General features: G+C 50.5%; 14 protein-coding genes and 1 tRNA gene. 8 read left to right on the top strand and 7 right to left on the bottom strand.

Annotation, left to right across the window (positions count from 1 at the left end; translation table 11 throughout):
* Nucleotides 1-18: 18 nt before the first annotated feature.
* Nucleotides 19-92, top strand: a tRNA-Gly gene (locus OMQ46_RS14530).
* Between the two features lie 2 nt (nt 93-94).
* Here OMQ46_RS14530 and OMQ46_RS14525 read toward each other — a convergent pair.
* On the bottom strand, nt 95-1,756 hold the full coding sequence (locus OMQ46_RS14525) for a cation acetate symporter (protein WP_266238044.1): 1,662 nt from the start codon (nt 1,754-1,756) through the stop codon (nt 95-97).
* Nucleotides 1,753-2,064, bottom strand: coding sequence for a DUF485 domain-containing protein (locus OMQ46_RS14520; protein WP_266238041.1), 312 nt, complete (start codon nt 2,062-2,064; stop codon nt 1,753-1,755). Before OMQ46_RS14520 ends, OMQ46_RS14525 begins: the two co-directional genes overlap by 4 nt.
* A gap of 234 nt (nt 2,065-2,298) precedes the next feature.
* Between OMQ46_RS14520 and OMQ46_RS14515 the strand changes: the two genes are divergently transcribed.
* The 5 genes from OMQ46_RS14515 (at nt 2,299) to OMQ46_RS14495 (ending at nt 10,296) form a co-directional block, all read left to right on the top strand.
* Nucleotides 2,299-4,632: a lipopolysaccharide kinase InaA family protein gene (locus tag OMQ46_RS14515; RefSeq protein WP_266238038.1), complete on the top strand. Its 2,334-nt coding sequence runs from the start codon at nt 2,299-2,301 to the stop codon at nt 4,630-4,632.
* Nucleotides 4,633-4,849: 217 nt separating this feature from the next.
* Nucleotides 4,850-5,827, top strand: a complete 978-nt coding sequence (locus OMQ46_RS14510) for an NAD(P)/FAD-dependent oxidoreductase (protein ID WP_266238036.1) — start codon at nt 4,850-4,852, stop codon at nt 5,825-5,827.
* Nucleotides 5,824-6,447, top strand: coding sequence for a DNA oxidative demethylase AlkB (gene alkB, locus OMQ46_RS14505; RefSeq protein ID WP_266238033.1), 624 nt, complete (start codon nt 5,824-5,826; stop codon nt 6,445-6,447). Before OMQ46_RS14510 ends, alkB begins: the two co-directional genes overlap by 4 nt.
* 176 nt (nt 6,448-6,623) lie before the next feature.
* Nucleotides 6,624-7,769, top strand: a complete 1,146-nt coding sequence (locus OMQ46_RS14500) for an HD-GYP domain-containing protein (RefSeq protein ID WP_323135165.1) — start codon at nt 6,624-6,626, stop codon at nt 7,767-7,769.
* On the top strand, nt 7,762-10,296 hold the full coding sequence (locus tag OMQ46_RS14495; RefSeq protein WP_266238031.1) for an ATP-binding protein: 2,535 nt from the start codon (nt 7,762-7,764) through the stop codon (nt 10,294-10,296). The genes OMQ46_RS14500 and OMQ46_RS14495 overlap by 8 nt, the downstream gene beginning before the upstream one ends.
* Here the strand turns inward: OMQ46_RS14495 and OMQ46_RS14490 are convergent.
* The 4 genes from OMQ46_RS14490 to OMQ46_RS14475 form a co-directional block, all read right to left on the bottom strand.
* Nucleotides 10,286-11,182, bottom strand: coding sequence for a crotonase/enoyl-CoA hydratase family protein (locus OMQ46_RS14490; RefSeq protein WP_266238029.1), 897 nt, complete (start codon nt 11,180-11,182; stop codon nt 10,286-10,288). The two genes, OMQ46_RS14495 and OMQ46_RS14490, sit on opposite strands and share 11 nt — an antisense overlap.
* Nucleotides 11,183-11,426: 244 nt before the next feature.
* Entirely contained in the window at nt 11,427-12,401 is a 975-nt protein-coding gene (locus tag OMQ46_RS14485) for a histone deacetylase (protein WP_266238109.1), read from the bottom strand.
* Nucleotides 12,402-12,431: 30 nt separating this feature from the next.
* Nucleotides 12,432-14,822, bottom strand: coding sequence for a putative bifunctional diguanylate cyclase/phosphodiesterase (locus OMQ46_RS14480; RefSeq protein ID WP_266238027.1), 2,391 nt, complete (start codon nt 14,820-14,822; stop codon nt 12,432-12,434).
* Nucleotides 14,823-14,928: 106 nt separating this feature from the next.
* Entirely contained in the window at nt 14,929-15,873 is a 945-nt protein-coding gene (locus OMQ46_RS14475; protein WP_266238106.1) for a YbgA family protein, read from the bottom strand.
* A gap of 106 nt (nt 15,874-15,979) precedes the next feature.
* Between OMQ46_RS14475 and OMQ46_RS14470 the strand changes: the two genes are divergently transcribed.
* Complete coding sequence (locus OMQ46_RS14470) at nt 15,980-16,876, top strand: TIGR01777 family oxidoreductase (protein ID WP_266238025.1); 897 nt, start codon at nt 15,980-15,982, stop codon at nt 16,874-16,876.
* Nucleotides 16,877-16,890: 14 nt separating this feature from the next.
* Nucleotides 16,891-17,901 (top strand): ferrochelatase, encoded by a 1,011-nt coding sequence (gene hemH, locus OMQ46_RS14465; protein WP_266238023.1) that lies wholly within the window; start codon nt 16,891-16,893, stop codon nt 17,899-17,901.
* Here hemH and OMQ46_RS14460 read toward each other — a convergent pair whose 3' ends face one another.
* Nucleotides 17,902-18,390, bottom strand: coding sequence for a flagella synthesis protein FlgN (locus OMQ46_RS14460; protein ID WP_266238021.1), 489 nt, complete (start codon nt 18,388-18,390; stop codon nt 17,902-17,904).
* Nucleotides 18,391-18,394: the final 4 nt, after the last annotated feature.

The raw sequence follows: 18,394 nt of genomic DNA, 5'->3' as shown, positions 1-18,394 counted from the left end.
GTCTCAGGCAGGAATCCGGCGGGTGTAGTTCAATGGTAGAACCTCAGCCTTCCAAGCTGATGATGTGGGTTCGATTCCCATCACCCGCTCCACTCTAGTGTTCGTTATTGGCGCCATGAGCGCCGATACCGGTTTGTGAGCGAATGAACTGATGCTCAAACAATGCCTGCTCTTTTCTTCCCCGCTCACTGTTATCGGTGACTGAAAACAGCCAGATAAGAACAAATGCCGTCAGCACTGAAAACAGCGCCGGGTATTTGTACGGGAAAACCGCCTGAGCATGTCCCAGGATATCAACCCAGACAATCGGGCCCAGAATGACCAGTACAATCGCGGTCGCCAATCCGGCAAAGCCGCCCACCAGCGCACCGCGCGTGGTTAACCTGTGCCAGTACATCGATAGAATCAGAATCGGGAAATTGGCACTGGCCGCAATAGCAAAAGCCAGACCGACCATGAAAGCGACATTCTGTCTCTCAAACAGAATACCCAGTACGATCGCCACCATTCCCAGCACGATAGTTGCTATCCGCGACACGCTGATTTCCCTGTCGCTGGAAGCCTGTCCTTTTTTGATAACACTGGCATAAAGATCATGCGAAATCGCCGAAGCGCCTGCCAGGGTCAAGCCGGAGACCACCGCCAGGATAGTCGCGAAAGCGACAGCAGAAATAAAACCGAGAAAAATATCACCACCGACGGCCTGTGACAGATGGATCGCCGCCATATTGTTACCGCCGATAAGCCCGCCATCGGCATTGAGAAAGTCGGGATTGGTGGAAATCAATACAATCGCGCCGAAACCGATAATGAAAGTCAGCATGTAAAAGTAGCCGATAAAACCGGTGGCAAAAAACACCGAGCGCCGCGCCTGCTTGGCATCAGCCACAGTGAAGAAACGCATCAGAATGTGAGGCAGGCCCGCCGTGCCGAAAATAAGCGCGACGCCCAGGGAAATAGCTGAGACCGGATCAGAGACCAGTCCCCCCGGTCCCATGATCGCCTCTCCCTTCTCATGCACGGCAATCGCCTGGCGAAACAGCTGCTCCAAATCGAAATCAACATGATTGAGCACCATCAGGGCAATAAAGGTTGCACCTGACAGCAATAGCACTGCTTTGATGATCTGCACCCAGGTTGTCGCAATCATGCCGCCAAAGGTGACGTACAGCATCATCAGCACACCGACGATGACTACCGCCAGTTCATAAGGCAGGCCGAACAGAATCTGAATCAATTTCCCGGCACCAACCATCTGAGCAATCAGATACAGAATTACAACCGCCAGGGCACCGAAAGCAGACAGCGTCCTTATCGGTAATTGTTCCAACCGGTAAGAGGCCACATCAGCAAAAGTATAACGGCCAAGATTTCGCAGCCGCTCTGCTATCAGGAACAGAATCAGCGGCCAGCCTATCAAAAAACCAATCGAATAAATCAGGCCATCATAGCCTGAGAGGAACACCAGTCCGGAAATCCCCAGAAACGAGGCAGCAGACATATAATCGCCCGCAATCGCCAGCCCGTTCTGCAGACCGGTAATGCCGCCCCCGGCCGCATAATAGTCCGAGGTTGAACGTGTCCGTTTTGCCGCCCAGTAGGTGATCATCAGCGTCGCGACGACAAACAACAGAAACATCAGTATCGCCGGCAGGTTTAAAGGCTGCTTCTGGACTTCACCACTGATCGCCTCAGCGTTAGCGGCGGATGCAAGCCCTGCAGAGAGCGTGAATATCAGTGCCTGCCATCCGATCATTGTTCTGTCTCACTGATAATCTGCTGATTGATCCGGTCGAAATCGGTGTTGGCCTTGTGCACGTAGATGCCTGTCAACACAAAAGCCACAATAATGACCAGCAGTCCCAGGGGGATACCGATGGTGATAACACTACCGGCCATAATCGGTTCGGCCAACCACTGCGGAGTAAACGCAATCAGCAGGATAAAGGCAAAATACATCAGCAGTATGACCATCGCCAGGCCCCAGGCCCAGCGGGCACGTCTGGCGACCAGTTGATGAAATTTGGTGTTCTGCTTCACCTTTTCGTACAGCTCTGCACTCATGATTTTCTCTCTTCCTGTACCGTCAGCGGCATCATTATTATGTTTTGTTGTCCGGCCGATTATGCTGGCTTTGAGCGATACTGACAAACTCGGCAGTGTGATGCGCTGTTATAGCCACAGTCATGGTGGTGGTGAGGGAGCAGCACCCCACTTACCAAGTTTAAGTTGAGCTCAATCAGCAAAAGATTCAAAATATTGTGCTTTACTGTCTAGACGTGACTGGCTGAAGCCTCCGTGCTTACTGCCCGTTTTGAGCAGACATTCTCCGCTTTCTGCAACTACACGCCACCAAAACTGGATAACAAAATGACCGGGCAGACAACAGCCAAATCAAATAAAAAGTCGATTCCCGCCGTGATGGACAGCAAGCTGTTACTGAATGCATTGAGTCATGTGCTCAAAGGCGGCTTACGCTTCAGGAAAGGTCATATCCCGCCTCACTCACACAAGGTAGCTGCTGACTTTTCCGGCGTCGGGGTGGCGGCATCGCCTGATCCCGCCGTCGATGATTATCTGCTGGAAAAGCTGCAGGAACTGGGCGTTAGAAATGTCCGTATTGACTTCAGTTATGGCGATGAGAATGCAGATACCGCCCGGTTGCTGGAAAAGCTGCTAACCACCGATCTAAAAGTGCTGCTGCATCTGGTCCAACCTTTTGAAGTGGCGCGTAACATGAGACAGAAAGCCGAACAGCAGAAATGGCGGGAGTTTGTCGACAATATCTGTGACCTATACGGCCACCGGGTCCACACCATTGAGGTCGGCTCAACCATCAATCGTCGCCGCTGGGCCGGTTATGACACCAAGGGTTTTTTCACCACCTGGCAGATTGCTTATGAAGAAATCAAAGGCCGTAATATCAAGATTGCCGGCCCCAATATTTCTGACTTCGAACCTTTCTATACTTTTGCTGTACTGGAGCGGCTGCGTAGAAACGGCGTATTGCCGGATTTCCATACCAATAATCTGTTCAGTGAACGGGTAACCGAGCCGGAGCGCTTCGATCACCGAATTTTAGGCTTTCAGTGGGCCACCCTGCTCAAGGTGAACCTGGTCAAAAAAGCCCGGTTGCTGCATCGCATCGGGGCGCGTAAAGGGGTTGATAAAATGGTGTCCCCATCCGCTTTCTGGACCCTGCCACGCATCGAGCGCCTGCTGGAAAACAGCGAAGAGAAAATGGCCGATTACCTGAGTCGTTACATGGTCTTACTGGCGGCCTCCGGCGCCATGCGCCGCACATTCTGGGGGCCCATGGTGTGCTGGCGTGAAGGACTGATTGATGATGGCAGTGGCCGTTATCCTGAACTGGAGCGCATTACCCACTATAAAAGCATTCTTGGCGACTTGCCGAATTTCCGCCTGAGGCCCGCTTTTTATGCAATGAAACAATTCAATGCCCTGCTCCCTGGCTCAGTTTACGAAGGTCCCCTGAAAACAGCAAAAAACCTGGAAGTCCATGTTTTCCGGGCTGAATCAAAACGCATTCATGTCGCCTGGACCATTAATGGCAAAGCCTGTGAACTGGAAGCCCTGTATCAGACTTCAGATATTGCCAAAGCCGGGATTGAGAACCGCGACGGCGTCGCTTTCAATGAAACGCCCCAGTTTATCACTGAATCGCCGATTTATCTGAGTTGGCCACTCACCGAAAATATTACGATCAAACCGCTGCAAGCACCTTACCCGCTTGAGTCAATCTACGCGCACCGTGCTACCGGACACTATTATCCCTATCACCGCAACGGTTGGCATGGGATGCTCATCGCTGACAATGAAGCTGAAGCCAATTCACTGGCTGAGCAACTGCATCCGGATCACTTAGCTGAAGCAACCAATGAGACCACACTGCGTAAAGCACGCAATATCATCTGGACAGTTGCTGGTCCGGCAGGACAGACTGTGGTCGCGAAAAAGCCGCTGAAAATGCATCCGCATAAACGCCTTCTGGATTGTTTCAAACCCAGTAAAGCCCACCGCAGCTGGATTGCCGCCGCAGAACTGTCCCGTCGGGGAATCCCAACTGCCCAGCCATTAGCCTACTTTGAAAAAGATAATGACAAGTCGATGCTGCAGAATCTGTTTGTCTGTGAACAGGTTGATCATGATTTTTCTGCTCGCGAAATGCTGATCGCCTATCGTGATGGCGCAGAACAATTCGAAGGCATCGAAGCTCATGAGGCTTATCATCAACTGGCTGCATTTCTGCTGCGTATGCATGAGCATGGCGTATTTTTCCGGGATCTGGCCGGTGGCAATATTCTAATCAAGAAAGCGGCCGACCAGCGTCTGAGCTTTACCCTGATCGATATTAACCGTGCCCGTTTTTACAATCACAGCACACCGCTGAATCAACGTCTTTCTGACCTGACACGGATTTGCCATAAGCTGCACTGGGCCGGGCGCGACTACCTGGTCGGTCACTATCTGCAAGGCATGCGAAAACCAAAAACCTTCATCTGGCGTTATCGACTACCTTTTTATCTGTATGACTTTAAGGTCAATTTCAAGCGTCGCTATGGCCGCAAAGCCATTAAGCGTTTGTGGAAAAGAATGACGAAGCAGGCATGAGAGCCTAAGCTGTGACGGTGCCGTTGCGGTCCTCGACATCACCCCATCAGCGATGCAGGCCCGGTCAATTCAGTGAGAAAAGGACCAGATCAATGAGCGGTAGCTATCACTTCACTGCTCAATAAAAACCGCGGTTTTATCTGCCTCAAGCTGCCGTAGTAGCGGCACTTTTCATACTCTCACCTGTCCGAGCGATGTTGATTAAGGAAAGCGTGTCATGAAATCAATTGCAATTATCGGAGCAGGTATCAGCGCCTTGTCACTGGCCCGCCGGCTCCCAAGCCACATTGACTACCACCTGTTTGAGAAATCAGTCGCTCCCGGCGGCCGGGTTGCCAGCCGAATGATCGCTGACCAGCCGATTGACCATGGCGCCCAGTTTTTTACCGCACGCTCTCCGCAATTTAAACAGTTTATGCAGCAAATGATGGCTGAAGGCTATGCTGCCGACTGGCAAGCCCGTTTTGTTGAGATGGATGGCCCTGTTGTCCAGGCTCATCGACAGTGGGATGAAGAATATCCGCATTATGTCGGTATACCCGATATGGCGGCCATCGGGCGCGCGATGGCACAGTCACACCCCATCCATTACAACACTGAAATTATCGAACTGTTGCGCCAGGATAACAGCTGGCAACTCCAGGATACCCGGGGACAATCATACGGCCCCTTTGACTGGGTGGCCCTGACTTTGCCTGCGCCACAGACGCTGTCACTGTTACCGCCCGAATTTTCCGACTATAAAGCGGTTGCAGACGCAAAGATGAAACCCTGTTATGCCCTGATGCTGAGCCTGAAAGCAGATCCGGCATTAGCGTTTGAAGCCGCACTGGTTAAAAATGCCGATATCAGCTGGATCTCTGTCAACAGCAGCAAACCGGGTCGTCAGGGACACAGCCTGATGATTCATGCAACAAACAAATGGGCCCAGGCACATCTAAATGACGATATTGAATGGGTCAAACAGCATCTGATTGACAGTGTCATTAACGTAACCGGCCTCGATCCCCAGTTAATCGAGGCTGTGGACCTGAAACGCTGGGTTTATGCCAACCTGCCTAAACAGACACTCCCCGCTTATTACATCGACCCCGAACTACAGTTAGCCGCCTGTGGTGACTGGTGTATCAAAGGCCGGGTCGAGGCTGCCTTCACCAGCGGTCTCAAGCTGGGGGAAAAGCTAAAGCAACTATGAGCGAACCCGGTATCAGGCAAATCAGTGAAGACAGTTTTATCCTGCCTGGTTTTGCGTCAGCTGAAGACCAGGCGCTACTAGCGGCTATCCAGCAAATCACGGCAGCAGCCCCTTTCCGCCAAATGTCCACGCCAAGGGGCTTTAAAATGGCAGCACAACTGAGCAACTGTGGTGACTGTGGCTGGGTCACTGACCGGCGTGGTTACCGCTATCAGCAGACCGATCCGGAAACAGGACAGGCCTGGCCTGATATGCCGCTATTTTTTAAAACCCTGGCCAGCAGGGCCGCTGCGAGTTGTGGCTTTGAAGACTTTGATCCCGATGTCTGTCTGATCAACTGTTACCAACCCAGAGCCGGGATGGGACTGCATCAGGACAAGGACGAAAAGGATTTTTCCGCCCCTATCGTGTCAGTATCATTGGGCGTACCAGCTATCTTCCTGTTTGGTGGACTGCAAAGACGAGACAAACCCGAGCATTATCTGTTACAACACGGTGATGTCGTTGTCTGGGGCGGTATTGATCGTCTGCGCTTTCATGGCATCCAGCCGGTCAAACTCTCACATCATCCTCTCACTGGGCAATACCGTTATAACCTGACATTTCGCCGGGCTTTTTGATGCTGGACGAAATGATTATCAATGGCGATAATGGAGCGGATAATCCTTCTTAGAAATGGATCATAACAACGATAAGAACACCGGCTGCTAGGAGTCACGGACAAGCCGGCAGAGAGATGTGGCTAACATTGCGGGATGCACAGTCAGAAACGCCACGATAATGAGGTAACGTTATCTTGACTGGCAACGACACAGAACAGCTCAGTAATCAGCCGTATATGAGTGCCAGGAGGCAGAGTATTCTGAAAAAGAAAAAGAAGGTCCTGATCATTGATGATCAAACAACCGGCCGGACGATTCTGCAGAAAATCATTCAGCAAGTCGACGATAAGCTCGATGTCACTGCTTTAGGCAGCCCTCTGGAAGCACTGGACTGGGTCGAACAACACGAGCCTGACCTGATCATTACCGACTACCGCATGCCGCAGATTGACGGTATTGAACTCATTCGCGCTATCAGAAAAAAACCGCATTGTGAGAGCGTGCCCATCATGATGATCACCGTGGTGAGCGAAAAAGAAGTCCGCTATGAGGCACTTGAAGCCGGCGCAACCGCTTTTCTCACCCGTCCGATTGACCAGATTGAATGTCGCACCAGTTGCCGGAACCTGCTTAAAATGCATGAACAGCATCTGATCATCCAGGATCGTGCAGACTGGCTGGCGAGACAAGTCGAAGTCGCCACCGAACAAATCATCCAGCGTGAAAAAGAGACCATTCTGCGTCTTGCCCGAGCCGGCGAGTATCGTGATGAAGGCACTGGCAACCATGTACTGCGGATGGCCAAATATTCACGGCAAATTGCAGAGGCCATGGGCAAATTCAGCAAAGAAGAATGCGATGATCTGGAATATGCCGCTCCCATGCATGATATCGGCAAGATCGGTATACCAGACGGTATCCTGCTTAAACCCGGCAAACTGAATGAATACGAGTGGGACATCATGATGACCCACACCACAATCGGCCACGCTATTCTCTCCGATAGTCAATCGCGTTATATGCAAATCGGTGCCATTATTGCCCTTAACCACCATGAGCGGTTTGACGGTAAAGGCTACCCCAATGGTCTCAAGGGTGAAGAAATCCCGCTGATTGCGCGTGTAGTTGCCGTGGCTGATGTGTTTGATGCCCTGGTCTCGTCCAGACCCTACAAACATGCCTGGGATACCGATGAAGCCATCGCCTACATTCAGAAACAGGCCGGCAGCCACCTGGATCCAGCATGTGTCGACGCATTTATACAACGCATCGACAATATCAAACAGATTCAGGCCGATTATGCAGACGAACCCGGTGATGAGATAGTCTCAAATGGATGAAGCGCTCAAGGCCGAGTCAAACCAAAAGAAGAAGGGCTTCCTGCCCCAGACAGGAGATAGTGAACCTGAACAGGCGATAAAAATCCGCCTCGCTATCGGTCTCGCTATTTTTCTTTATTTCGGTGTTCCCTGGGCCAGTGGGGAACAGTGGCATCAAACATTGTTCTCAACCCCCAGCCTGATCACACTGGGTTACTACACCGGCGCCATCGTTATTGCCATCGCCATTTTTCTCAATCCACGACCCTCTTCTGTCAGGCGGATTGCCGGCATTTTGCTGGACTTAACCTCACTGTCGATTCTGATGTTTTTCGCCGGTGATGAAAGTGTCTTTCTATTTGTTATTTATCTCTGGGTGATACTGGGTAACGGTTTCCGTTACGGTAGCCGCTATCTGTATATCTCGCTGGCTGTCGGCATTATCGGTTTTACCATCGTCTTACTCAATGGTCAGTACTGGGCAGATATTCATCACAAACCGATTGGTTACAGCCTGCTGTTGTTATTGTTACTGATTCCACTCTACTCCGCGTTTCTGATTAACAAGCTGCATGCCGCGATCCGCACCGCAAAACTGGCGAATGAAGCTAAAAGCCGCTTCCTTGCCAATATGTCACATGAACTCCGAACACCGCTGAATGGCGTCATTGGTGTGGCTGATTTACTGGGTGAAACGGATCTGAACCGACAACAGCATGAATTCGTCAATATCATGCGTAATTCAGCCAATACCCTGCTCGGTCTGATCGAAAACGTACTGGATATTTCCAAAATTGAAGCCGGTAAAATCCATATTGCCCACGAAGCTTTTGACTTGCATGGTCTGGTCAACAACATCATCCAGCTACAGTCTGCGATGGGAGAGTCAAAAGGTTTACGTGTCAGCCACTGTATAGATTCACGCATTGATTATCGTCTTGTCGGTGATCCGCAACACCTTCGCCAGGTGCTGATAAATCTGCTCGGCAATGCCGTCAAGTTCACCGATAAAGGCGCCGTCAAGCTTCTCATCAGACAGGTGCAGCCTGATACAATAAACAGCCAAACTCGTATCAGGTTTGAAGTTAAGGACACCGGTATCGGCATTTCCGAGGAATATCTGGAAAAGATTTTTGAAGATTTCACTCAAGCTAACAATGGCGGAACCGTTAAATACCAGGGGACAGGACTTGGTACCACGATCTCCAAACAACTTGTTGAATTGATGGGAGGAGAGATAGGAGTAGAGAGTCAACTGGGGATCGGCACCACATTCTGGTTCGAACTGACTTTTGAAACACACTCTGAGGACGCTTTGGAATTAACCGATCAGAAAGTGCTTATATTTGCCGGTGATCAGACCGTTGCCGCAATGGCGCAACACCTTGACAGTTGGCACGTCCCCCACGAACGCGTTCACTCATCAGCGCAGGCAATGACGTCACTGATGAATGCCATCAGTGCCGAGGAACCATTTACGACCCTGATCATCGAATCGCAGGCGATGTCGGCAATCACACCGGTTCAATATGCGCAAATGCTGGCGCAGGAATCTCAACTGGCACACCTTTCGCTGATTCTGATAGCAGACCAGGAAACCGTGCTGGCTGATAACGAACTGAGTGATTTTTACCTTTCTGCAATCCATGATGTCAGTGACAAACGCGTTTTGTTCAACGCGCTGCATGCAGTTGAAGCCTTCCACCAGGCAGGCGGTAATATCATCAGCCTGAATGACTTCTATCATGCTCAGGCCAGCAATGAGCGCGAGCTGACGATTTTGATTGCCGAAGATAACCAGGTGAATCAGAGAGTCCTGGAAGGTATGCTCAGCAAACTGGGGCACAAAATCCTGCTTGCCGGCAATGGTGAGCAGGCCATGGACTTAATCAGCGAACACTTTCAGCAAATCGATTTATTGATTCTGGATATGAATATGCCTGAATATTCTGGCGTAGAAATTCTGCAGGCGCTGCGGTTTATGGATGCCTCCAGAAACATACCGTCGATCATGCTCACAGCAGATGCCACGCCGGAAGCACAGCGGCGTTCGGAAGAAGCCGGAGCGGATTTTTTCCTGACAAAGCCTATCAATTCAAAACAACTGTTGACTCATATCGCCCGTTTTTCCAGACAACTGCCCGAACAGGAAGTCTCACAACAGGCAACGTCAGACACGGATACATCTCTCATTGATTATCAGCATCTCAGTGATCTGAGAACGCTGGGCGGTGGCGAACAGTTTATGCATAATCTACTCGATAGTTTTATTGAAGACGGTCGCAAGCACCTGTCGATTATCAATGAGGCCGTCAGGGATGATTACTATCAATACCGCGAAAGTCTGCACGCCCTCAAAGGCACATCAACGGAGCTTGGCGCAGTGACCCTGGCAAATTTATGCAGACAGGCAGAAACCCTCAAACCAGCTCAAATCAATTCTGCCGAAATGATCGAACTGGTTGAGACGCTGAACCACGTTTTTGACGACACACTTAATACCATCAGGGAGGCACTGGCCGTGGCTCCCTATCAGACTAAACATTAACCGCGACGGCCTGTTCTGATCGTTGTGACTGGCGCTGGACCAAGCGTTCCATCATTCTGAGATCCCGGGATTGCAGCTTCAACGCAGACTCAACCCAGACCTTGGTAATATCTAACAGCTCGTCATAGCTGACCGGATTGCACAAGTCCCGTACTCGGCGTAATGCCTGATGACTGTTGTGCGCCTTGGAAGCCTTCTGAATATAGCGATAGACCGCTAATTCTCCATCGCCCTTTTCAGCCAGCACATCAACCACACCCAGTTCATGCAGTTCTTCAGCCGAATACAGGTGTCCGGAGAGAATCATCTTTTCTGCCTGTGCGGTCCCTATTTTTCTTGATAGCAGCGAATAAGCCCCCATCCCCGGGAATAAATTAAACAAGACTTCTGGCAGGCCCAGCTTAGTGCCTTTTTCGGCAATCAGTACATTACTTGAGAGCGCCGCCTCGAAACCACCACCCAGTGCATCACCTTTCACTAGCGCGATGGTCGTCAGCTCCGTATTCAAATGAACCATGTTGGCGTAGAGCACATCGATACAACTGACGGCATAATTCAACAGGCCATCAGCGTCTTTGTTTTTGATTAATCCTGAGAACAAATCCAGGTCGCCTCCCAGATTAAAGACACCATCGATATCCGATGACAAAACCAGATAGTCATATTGCTGGCCCTGTGTCTGCAACATCTCCTGCCTGACATGGGCAAAATAGGAAGAAATATTTTTGAGCAGGGTCGGCGTAAAACACGGCCTGGGCGACCCTTTCATGGCGAACCATCCGGTTTTGTACTTGCTGTCATAAAACGTTTTTAACTGGGCGTATTCACCACGCTCAGGCGCCTGAACATCTGAAGGCGTGTCTTTCAATCGGGCTGTGGCATTCATTTCGTTCTCCTTGAACTGCTGGTGATGACCTTGAAGCCAGCTGAACACTGCATTCTCGGTGCTACAACAGGTTCTTAGCAGAAACTATGCCCAATCTGCTCCACACCACTAATTCGGTGTGGAGTAAAGCAAAAATAACTATTTAAAACATAGAGTTATAATTTTATAATAGTGTTCAGGTTTTAAAAAAAGAAGCCCTGTAGAGGTATGATCGAAGCAAATGTCAGAAAATTGACTTCACTTCTCATTGCATCAGAGCCCGGAGGTGGCTGAGTGCGGCACGGCTGTTACCCTTAATGTTGTAGCCGCCCTCAAGTAGCGACACAATCCGGCCATCACAATATTTATCCGCCATCGTCATCACCCAACGGGTGAGTTGATAAAAACCATCGTCAGTCACTTTAAAACAACCCAGCAGGTCATCCTCTCTGCTGTCGAAACCGGCAGAAATTAAAATCAATTCCGGTTTGAAGCTTTCCAGTGCCGGGCGAAGAGACTGTTCAAAGCTTGACAGTATGGTGTCATCATCACAGCCACAATCAAGATGCACATTGATGTTAAATCCTTCTCCCGGCCCCTCACCTATTCGCTCAGGACTGCCAGTGCCCGGATAGGCAAACTGATTATGCGTGGAAAAAAACAGAACTGAGGGGTCCCGGTAAAAAGCCCATTCTGTTCCGTTGCCATGGTGATAGTCCCAGTCAATAATCAGTATTCTTTGAAGCGCATACTGCTGCTGGGCATAACGCGCTGCCACAGCAATATGATTGAAGTAGCAAAAACCTTCCTCTTTACCACTATTGGTAGCATGGTGGCCCGGTGGCCTGGAAGCACAAAAAGCATTCCTGACTCTGGATTGCATCACCGCGTCCACTGCCGACAGAATACCTGCCGTTGCCAGCAGAGCATTATCAAACGTGGCCGGATTCTGGCCAATACCGCTGAGATGTTCCTTGCTGTGTATCGTCGATAACCAGGGTTTTGATGAAGCCAATGCTTGCGGATTGAGTCTAATCAGGGAAGACGCCCAGGGTGCGTCTTCAAGCGCCTGTTGAATGGCACGGTAGCGAGCAGGCGATTCGGGATGCGCCGGAGAAATGTGGTGTTTAAGATAGCCCTCATCAAGCACAAGCCCCGTTGCCTGATGTACGTCCGCCGAAAGCCGCTGAGTGAACACACTCAGCGAGGCTAAACTTAAAAGAAAGTCCCGACGTTGCATCTTCAATTACGATTTTCAAACTCAGTCAATTTAAGCACCGCTGATGAGCGTCTCCTGCCCCAGAATATTTTCTATCGGCATCGGTCTGCCTAAAAAATATCCCTGGCCATAGTCCACACCAATTGATTTGAGCTTGTTCCAGATTTCTTCATCCTCAACAAACTCAGCAATCGTCTCCAGTCCCATCACATGGCCGATGTCGTTGATTGATTTCACCATCTCGAAGTCCAGTGGGTCGTTAATCATATCTCTGACAAACATGCCATCAATTTTAATGCTCTGCACCGGCAGATTTTTCAGGTAGCCGAAAGAAGACAAACCACTGCCAAAATCATCAAGAGAAAACTCACAGCCGATTTCCGATAATGCTTTAATAAAGGAGTTGGCATTGCGCAGATTGCTGATAGCGGCGGTCTCCGTTATCTCGAATTTAATCATTGCCGGATCAAATTTTGCTCTGCCGAGTCTGGCACCGATATGGGCAAGCATTTCAGCGTGCCCCAGAGAAGCACCGGAAAGGTTAATCGCAAATTGCTCGACAAACGACAACTCGCTCCTGTGCTTTTCCAACCACTCAAACACATGATCAATCACCCAGCGATCAACCCGTTCCGACAGGTTATAGCGTTCTGCTGACGGTAAAAATGCGCCCGGCGGAAATAAAGTCCCCTGCTTGTCACGGAGTCGGACCAGCACCTCATAGGAATGCAGCTGACCGGATCGCGTGCTGAGGATGGGTTGAACATACAACACCAACCGGTTATCCATCAGCGCTTCCCTGAGTTCGTTAACCCATTTGAACTCGCCTTCCTGTTCCGCCAGCCGTTTATCCTGATCCTGGTAAAGATAGACTCTGTTACGTCCGGAATTCTTAGCTGCATAACAGGCGCTGTCTGCCTGTTTTAAGGCTTCTGTCCGGTTGCTGGTTCGGTGGGTGATACTGGTCACACCGATGCTGACCCCAATAGTAAATACCTGAGACTCCCAGATGAATTGGAATTGCTCTACCAGTTCTCTGACCTCATTAGCGACACGTTCTGCCTGTTGCTGCTGGCAGTTATCAATCAAAATGGCAAATTCATCGCCACCGAGTCGTGCCAGCGTATCGGTCTTCCTGGTGGTACTGCTCAACAACCTCCCAAGTTGGCGCAATAGCTCATCACCGGCAATGTGACCACAGGTGTCGTTAATGACTTTGAATTGATCCAGATCCAAAAAACACAGCGCATGCTCGCTATGTCTGTGCTTGGCATCTTCGACCATGGCCGTCAGTCGATTTTCAAACTCCGCACGATTGATTAGTCCGGTCAGATCATCATGCGTCGCCTGATAGGAGAGCTTTTGCGATAATTGCCGGGAGTCAGTGATATCTTCGAAGATCACCACAAAGTGAGTAATTGCTTCGGCGTCATCATAGACTGCCGCAAGATATATTTTTATCCAGTAGGTTTCGCCATTTTTGCGGCGGTTCTGGATTTCACCATTCCATTCACCCTGCTGGGAAACCGTTGACCAGATTTCTTCAAATCGCTGAGACGCCTCATCCGCAACAATATGTTTATCCAGGCGGTCACCCAATACCTCAGTGGAAAGATAACCGGAGACCTGTTCACATTTTTTATTGATGTATTCAATAAAACCGTTAGCGTCTGTGATTAAGATAGGGTTGGGACTGGATTCCACTGCGCGTGACAACTTCAGCATATGGGCCTGGCTTGACTTGAGCTTGTGGTTTGTTTCAAGCAACTCTTGTGTTCTGTCTCTGATGAGAGCCTCTCGCTGACTCACCTCGAGATTCAGTTTATCGAGCAGTTGCTGGTTTCTCTGCTGTAATCGCAGGCCCATAATAATGTTTGTGTTAGCCCGTTTAGCCAACGACACCATCATCAGGAAGTAGAAAACAAAAGCCATCGTCAGAAAATAGAGCAGGTTATGGTTGGCCGTGGTTTGTATTTGATAAACCAGCACTGAGGTCAAGAAAACAAACTGGGGGACCGTGTAAGCAAGAAACGCCGGATACCAGACAGATAATATCGGGACTGCCGCTGCTACCACAGTACTGATCAGGACATAGAACAGCACATTGATTTGGATATCATCAATCAATATGTAAAAAATACTCGAGCTCGCCCAGACCAGTCCTATCAAAAAAGTCAGAAGGACGTAGGCTCTTATCCAGACTATCGGATCCGGCTCATGCTTGTATGAATAGACTTTATAAACAAATAACAGTAACAGTCGTGCACAAGCCAGCAGGCTGATGGACAAAGACCAGGCAACTAACAAGTTGCCATGAACGTGCTCCGAGAAAAGTGCGTAGATCAGTAACGCCACGCCAATGACGGTAATATTCGAAAACAGGGCCTGTTGATAAAGTAAAGCGGCCTGGTTCTTCAGTATGTCTTGTTCATCCCTGTCCATACTAGCTGTTCCAATGATGCAAATTGCAGAGAATAGCATTAATCATGCAGTGATTACCTCGTCCCGGAAATGCACTTTGTGAAGCATCCTCATCAAACCAGCGTGCTTAAATATCATTCCTCAGACTAAGGTCATCGGGATAAGGCTGGAGATAGGCCTGGCGGTTAATGTAGGGATCCGGATGATTGTTAAAATGGTGTTTGAGCAGCGTCATAGGCACGATGAGGGGAACCTGTGCCGTGCGATATTGCTCGATGATCCTGCCCAGTTCGGCCTTTTCCCGACTGCTGATTTTTTTCTTGAGATAGCCCTGTAAATGCATCATGACATTGGTGTGGGTTTTTCTGGATGCGAGCTTACGCAGGGTATCCATCAGCGCAGCAAAGTAGCGTTCACCCAGTTTTTGCGGATCATGATTGCCGGCATCAGCCAGCATCCGGCCAAGTTCGGCATATCGTTTGGGTGAGTGAGCCATCAGGCAATATTTATAACGAACATGAAAATCGAGAATTCGCTTGGCCGTCAGGCCTTCTTTTTTCAGTGCCTGCCAGTTGGCATAAGCAAATACCCGGGTGATGAAGTTCTCACGCAGTATCGGGTCACACAGCCGGCCTGACTCCTCCACTGGCAATAAAGGATGGCTATCGATAAATGCCTGAGCGTAGAGACCACGGCCGGGATGCTGCGAGGGATAGCCGTTATCCTGATAGACCTTGACACGGAAGACGCCACAACTGGGCGAGTTTTTCATGAATATGTAGCCCGATAGATCATCATGCTCTTCTGCCTTGGTCTGTCCGAAAGCGCTGAGCGCGTCGGTATAGTCGAGACTATCATCATGCACCGCGACAGCACGCGGACGCTCAACATTGCCTACCAGTCTGATCGGTTTGCGGGGCACGCCCATACCGATGCCCATCTCGGGACATTCAGGGACAAACTCGAAATAACGGGACAAACTGTCGGTGGCCAGACGCAAATGCTTGTGAGAGCCATCATAACGAACAGCCTCGCCCAGCAGACAGCTACTGATGCCGACTTTGATTTTCATGGGTGTTATCGGTTCCGGGTGGTGGTGTTCATTCATAATAACATCGGGCAAACTTTGACTGATAACTGTGTTCTCATACCTCAGGCACTCAAGGGACGCTTAAATTATGAATTATCTTATTACCGGTGGTACTGGTCTGATCGGCAGCAAAATCTGTCAGAGGTTGCAGGCAGCCGGACATACGGTCATTGTTCTCAGTCGCAGCCGCAACAAAGTCCACCAACGCTGTGGACTATCGGCCATTGCCGTCACCAGTCTCGACGAAATCGGTCAAAACGAACAGGTGGATGTCGTGATCAATCTCACCGGTGCGCCTATCGCCGACGCCCGCTGGACAAAAAACCGCAAACAGGAGCTGAAGGACAGCCGTATTAAGCAGACGGAGGCACTGATCCAGTGGATCAGTCAGCGCCAGCAGAAACCTGGCAGCCTGATCAGCGGATCAGCCATTGGCTGGTATGGTGATCAGGGTGACAGAATCGTGACGGAAGACAGCAGTTATCAAGACGAATTTGCTCATGAACTCTGTGACCAATGGGAACAGGCTGCCTTGAAAGCAGAAGAGCTTGGCGTCAGGGTTTGCCTGGTGAGGACCGGTCTGGTTCTGGCACCGGGAGCCGGCTTTTTACAACGCATGCTGCTGCCCTTCAAGCTGGGTCTGGGAGGGCCTATCAGTGATGGTCAGCAATACATGTCCTGGGTCCATCTGGAAGATATCTGTAATCTGTTTATTTTCCTGAGCAAACAGCAGGCCTTGCATGGTGTCTTCAACGGCACCGCCCCCACGCCGGTCACCAATGCCGAGTTTAGCCGGACCCTCGCACAAAATCTTCACAGACCAGCGATTATGATGGTGCCTGCTTGTGTGTTGAAGCTGGCATTCGGTGAAATGTCACAACTGTTACTGGGTGGTCAGCGGGTGCTGCCGGAAAAAGCCCGGGCAGCCGGTTTTGAGTTTCAATATACTGATCTGAACGCAGCACTGGGAGACGTGCTGCAATAACGAGACGGAGTAGCATGACAAAACGCGCAGTATTACTGGCCAATCTGGGCTCACCAGACGCACCTGAAACCGGTCCGGTACGTCGATACTTGAATCAATTCCTGATGGATCCCTACGTGATCCAGTTGCCATGGGTGTTGAGAAGACTGATTGTCAGCCTTTTCGTCTTGCCCAGCCGCCCCAAGGATTCTGCCGCGGCCTACCGCAGTGTCTGGACTGATGAGGGGTCGCCTTTGATCGTTTTATCAGAGCGGCTTAAATCGGCTGTAGAGAAACAGGTAGAGATGCCGCTTGCCATGGCAATGCGCTATGGTAACCCCAGCATCGAACAGCAGTTACTCAAGCTTTGTGAAGACAAAACTATTGAGGAAGTCTTCTACATCCCGCTTTACCCTCACTTTGCCGACAGCACGATTACCACCTCGATTGAAGAGGCTCGACGCGTGATCCGGGATCATAATCTGAATGTCACGCTGAAGGTGATTGACCCGTTTTATGACCATCCTGACTATATCAACGCGCTGGTCGAGAGTGCCCAGCCTTATCTGGATCAGGACTATGACCATCTGGTTTTCAGCTACCACGGTCTGCCGGAAACGCACATTACCAAGCTGGATAAGAGCGGCAGTCATTGCCTCCAGCAGGATAACTGCTGTCAGATTCCCCACCCGGCCCACAAAACCTGTTACCGACATCAGGTCATGCGAACCACTGAATGTTTTGCCAGCCGGGCCAACCTGCCTGCAGACCGCTACTCGGTGGCTTTTCAGTCGCGACTGGGCCGCGCCAAATGGCTGGGACCAAACACCGAAGACAGACTCACGGAGCTGGCGCAGTCCGGTGCCAAAAATGTGCTGGTCATTTGTCCGGCTTTTGTTACCGACTGTCTGGAAACACTGGAAGAAATTGCAATTCGCGGTGAAGAGGTATTTCAGGAAGCAGGCGGGGAATCGTTGACACTGATTCCGTGCATGAATGATCACCCCGCCTGGGTCAATCTCTTGGCTGACTGGTGTCAGCAGTGATTAAACACGACCGATTAGTGGCTGACGGACGATCTGGCTGGTGTATTCACCACCGGGGCCGTAAGCGCCAGTTTCCGGATCACGACCACGCAGAATACTCAGCGCCCGAACCAGGTGCTGACGGTTTACATTGACGATACCGCCGTTAATTTGATTATTGTCGCGGCAGATTCTCGCTGCCTCACGCAGTTGTTCCAGCAACTGCATGACTGGTCGGGCCTCGTTCTCCGGGTGGTTGGCAATAAATGCCTCCAGTCCGGATTTGCCGCCGGGAAATCCTGCCGCCTTGAGCAGATGCTCACGCTGGCGACCGAGCTGTTCCAGCTGAACCACATGCGGTTGTTTGTGTTGGGTCAGCAGAGAAATCTGCGCCAAATCTGCTGCTTTCAGGGCTTCTCGCTCCTGCTTAAGCAGTTGCGCCAGTTGAACACTGTGATTGAGTTCGGATTGCAACATTGAGCTCAGTTGCTGCAGCGCGTTCATCGACATGAGG

This window comes from Methylophaga sp. OBS1 (assembly GCF_026319365.1).
This window is presented reverse-complemented; position numbering and strand designations above follow the sequence as displayed.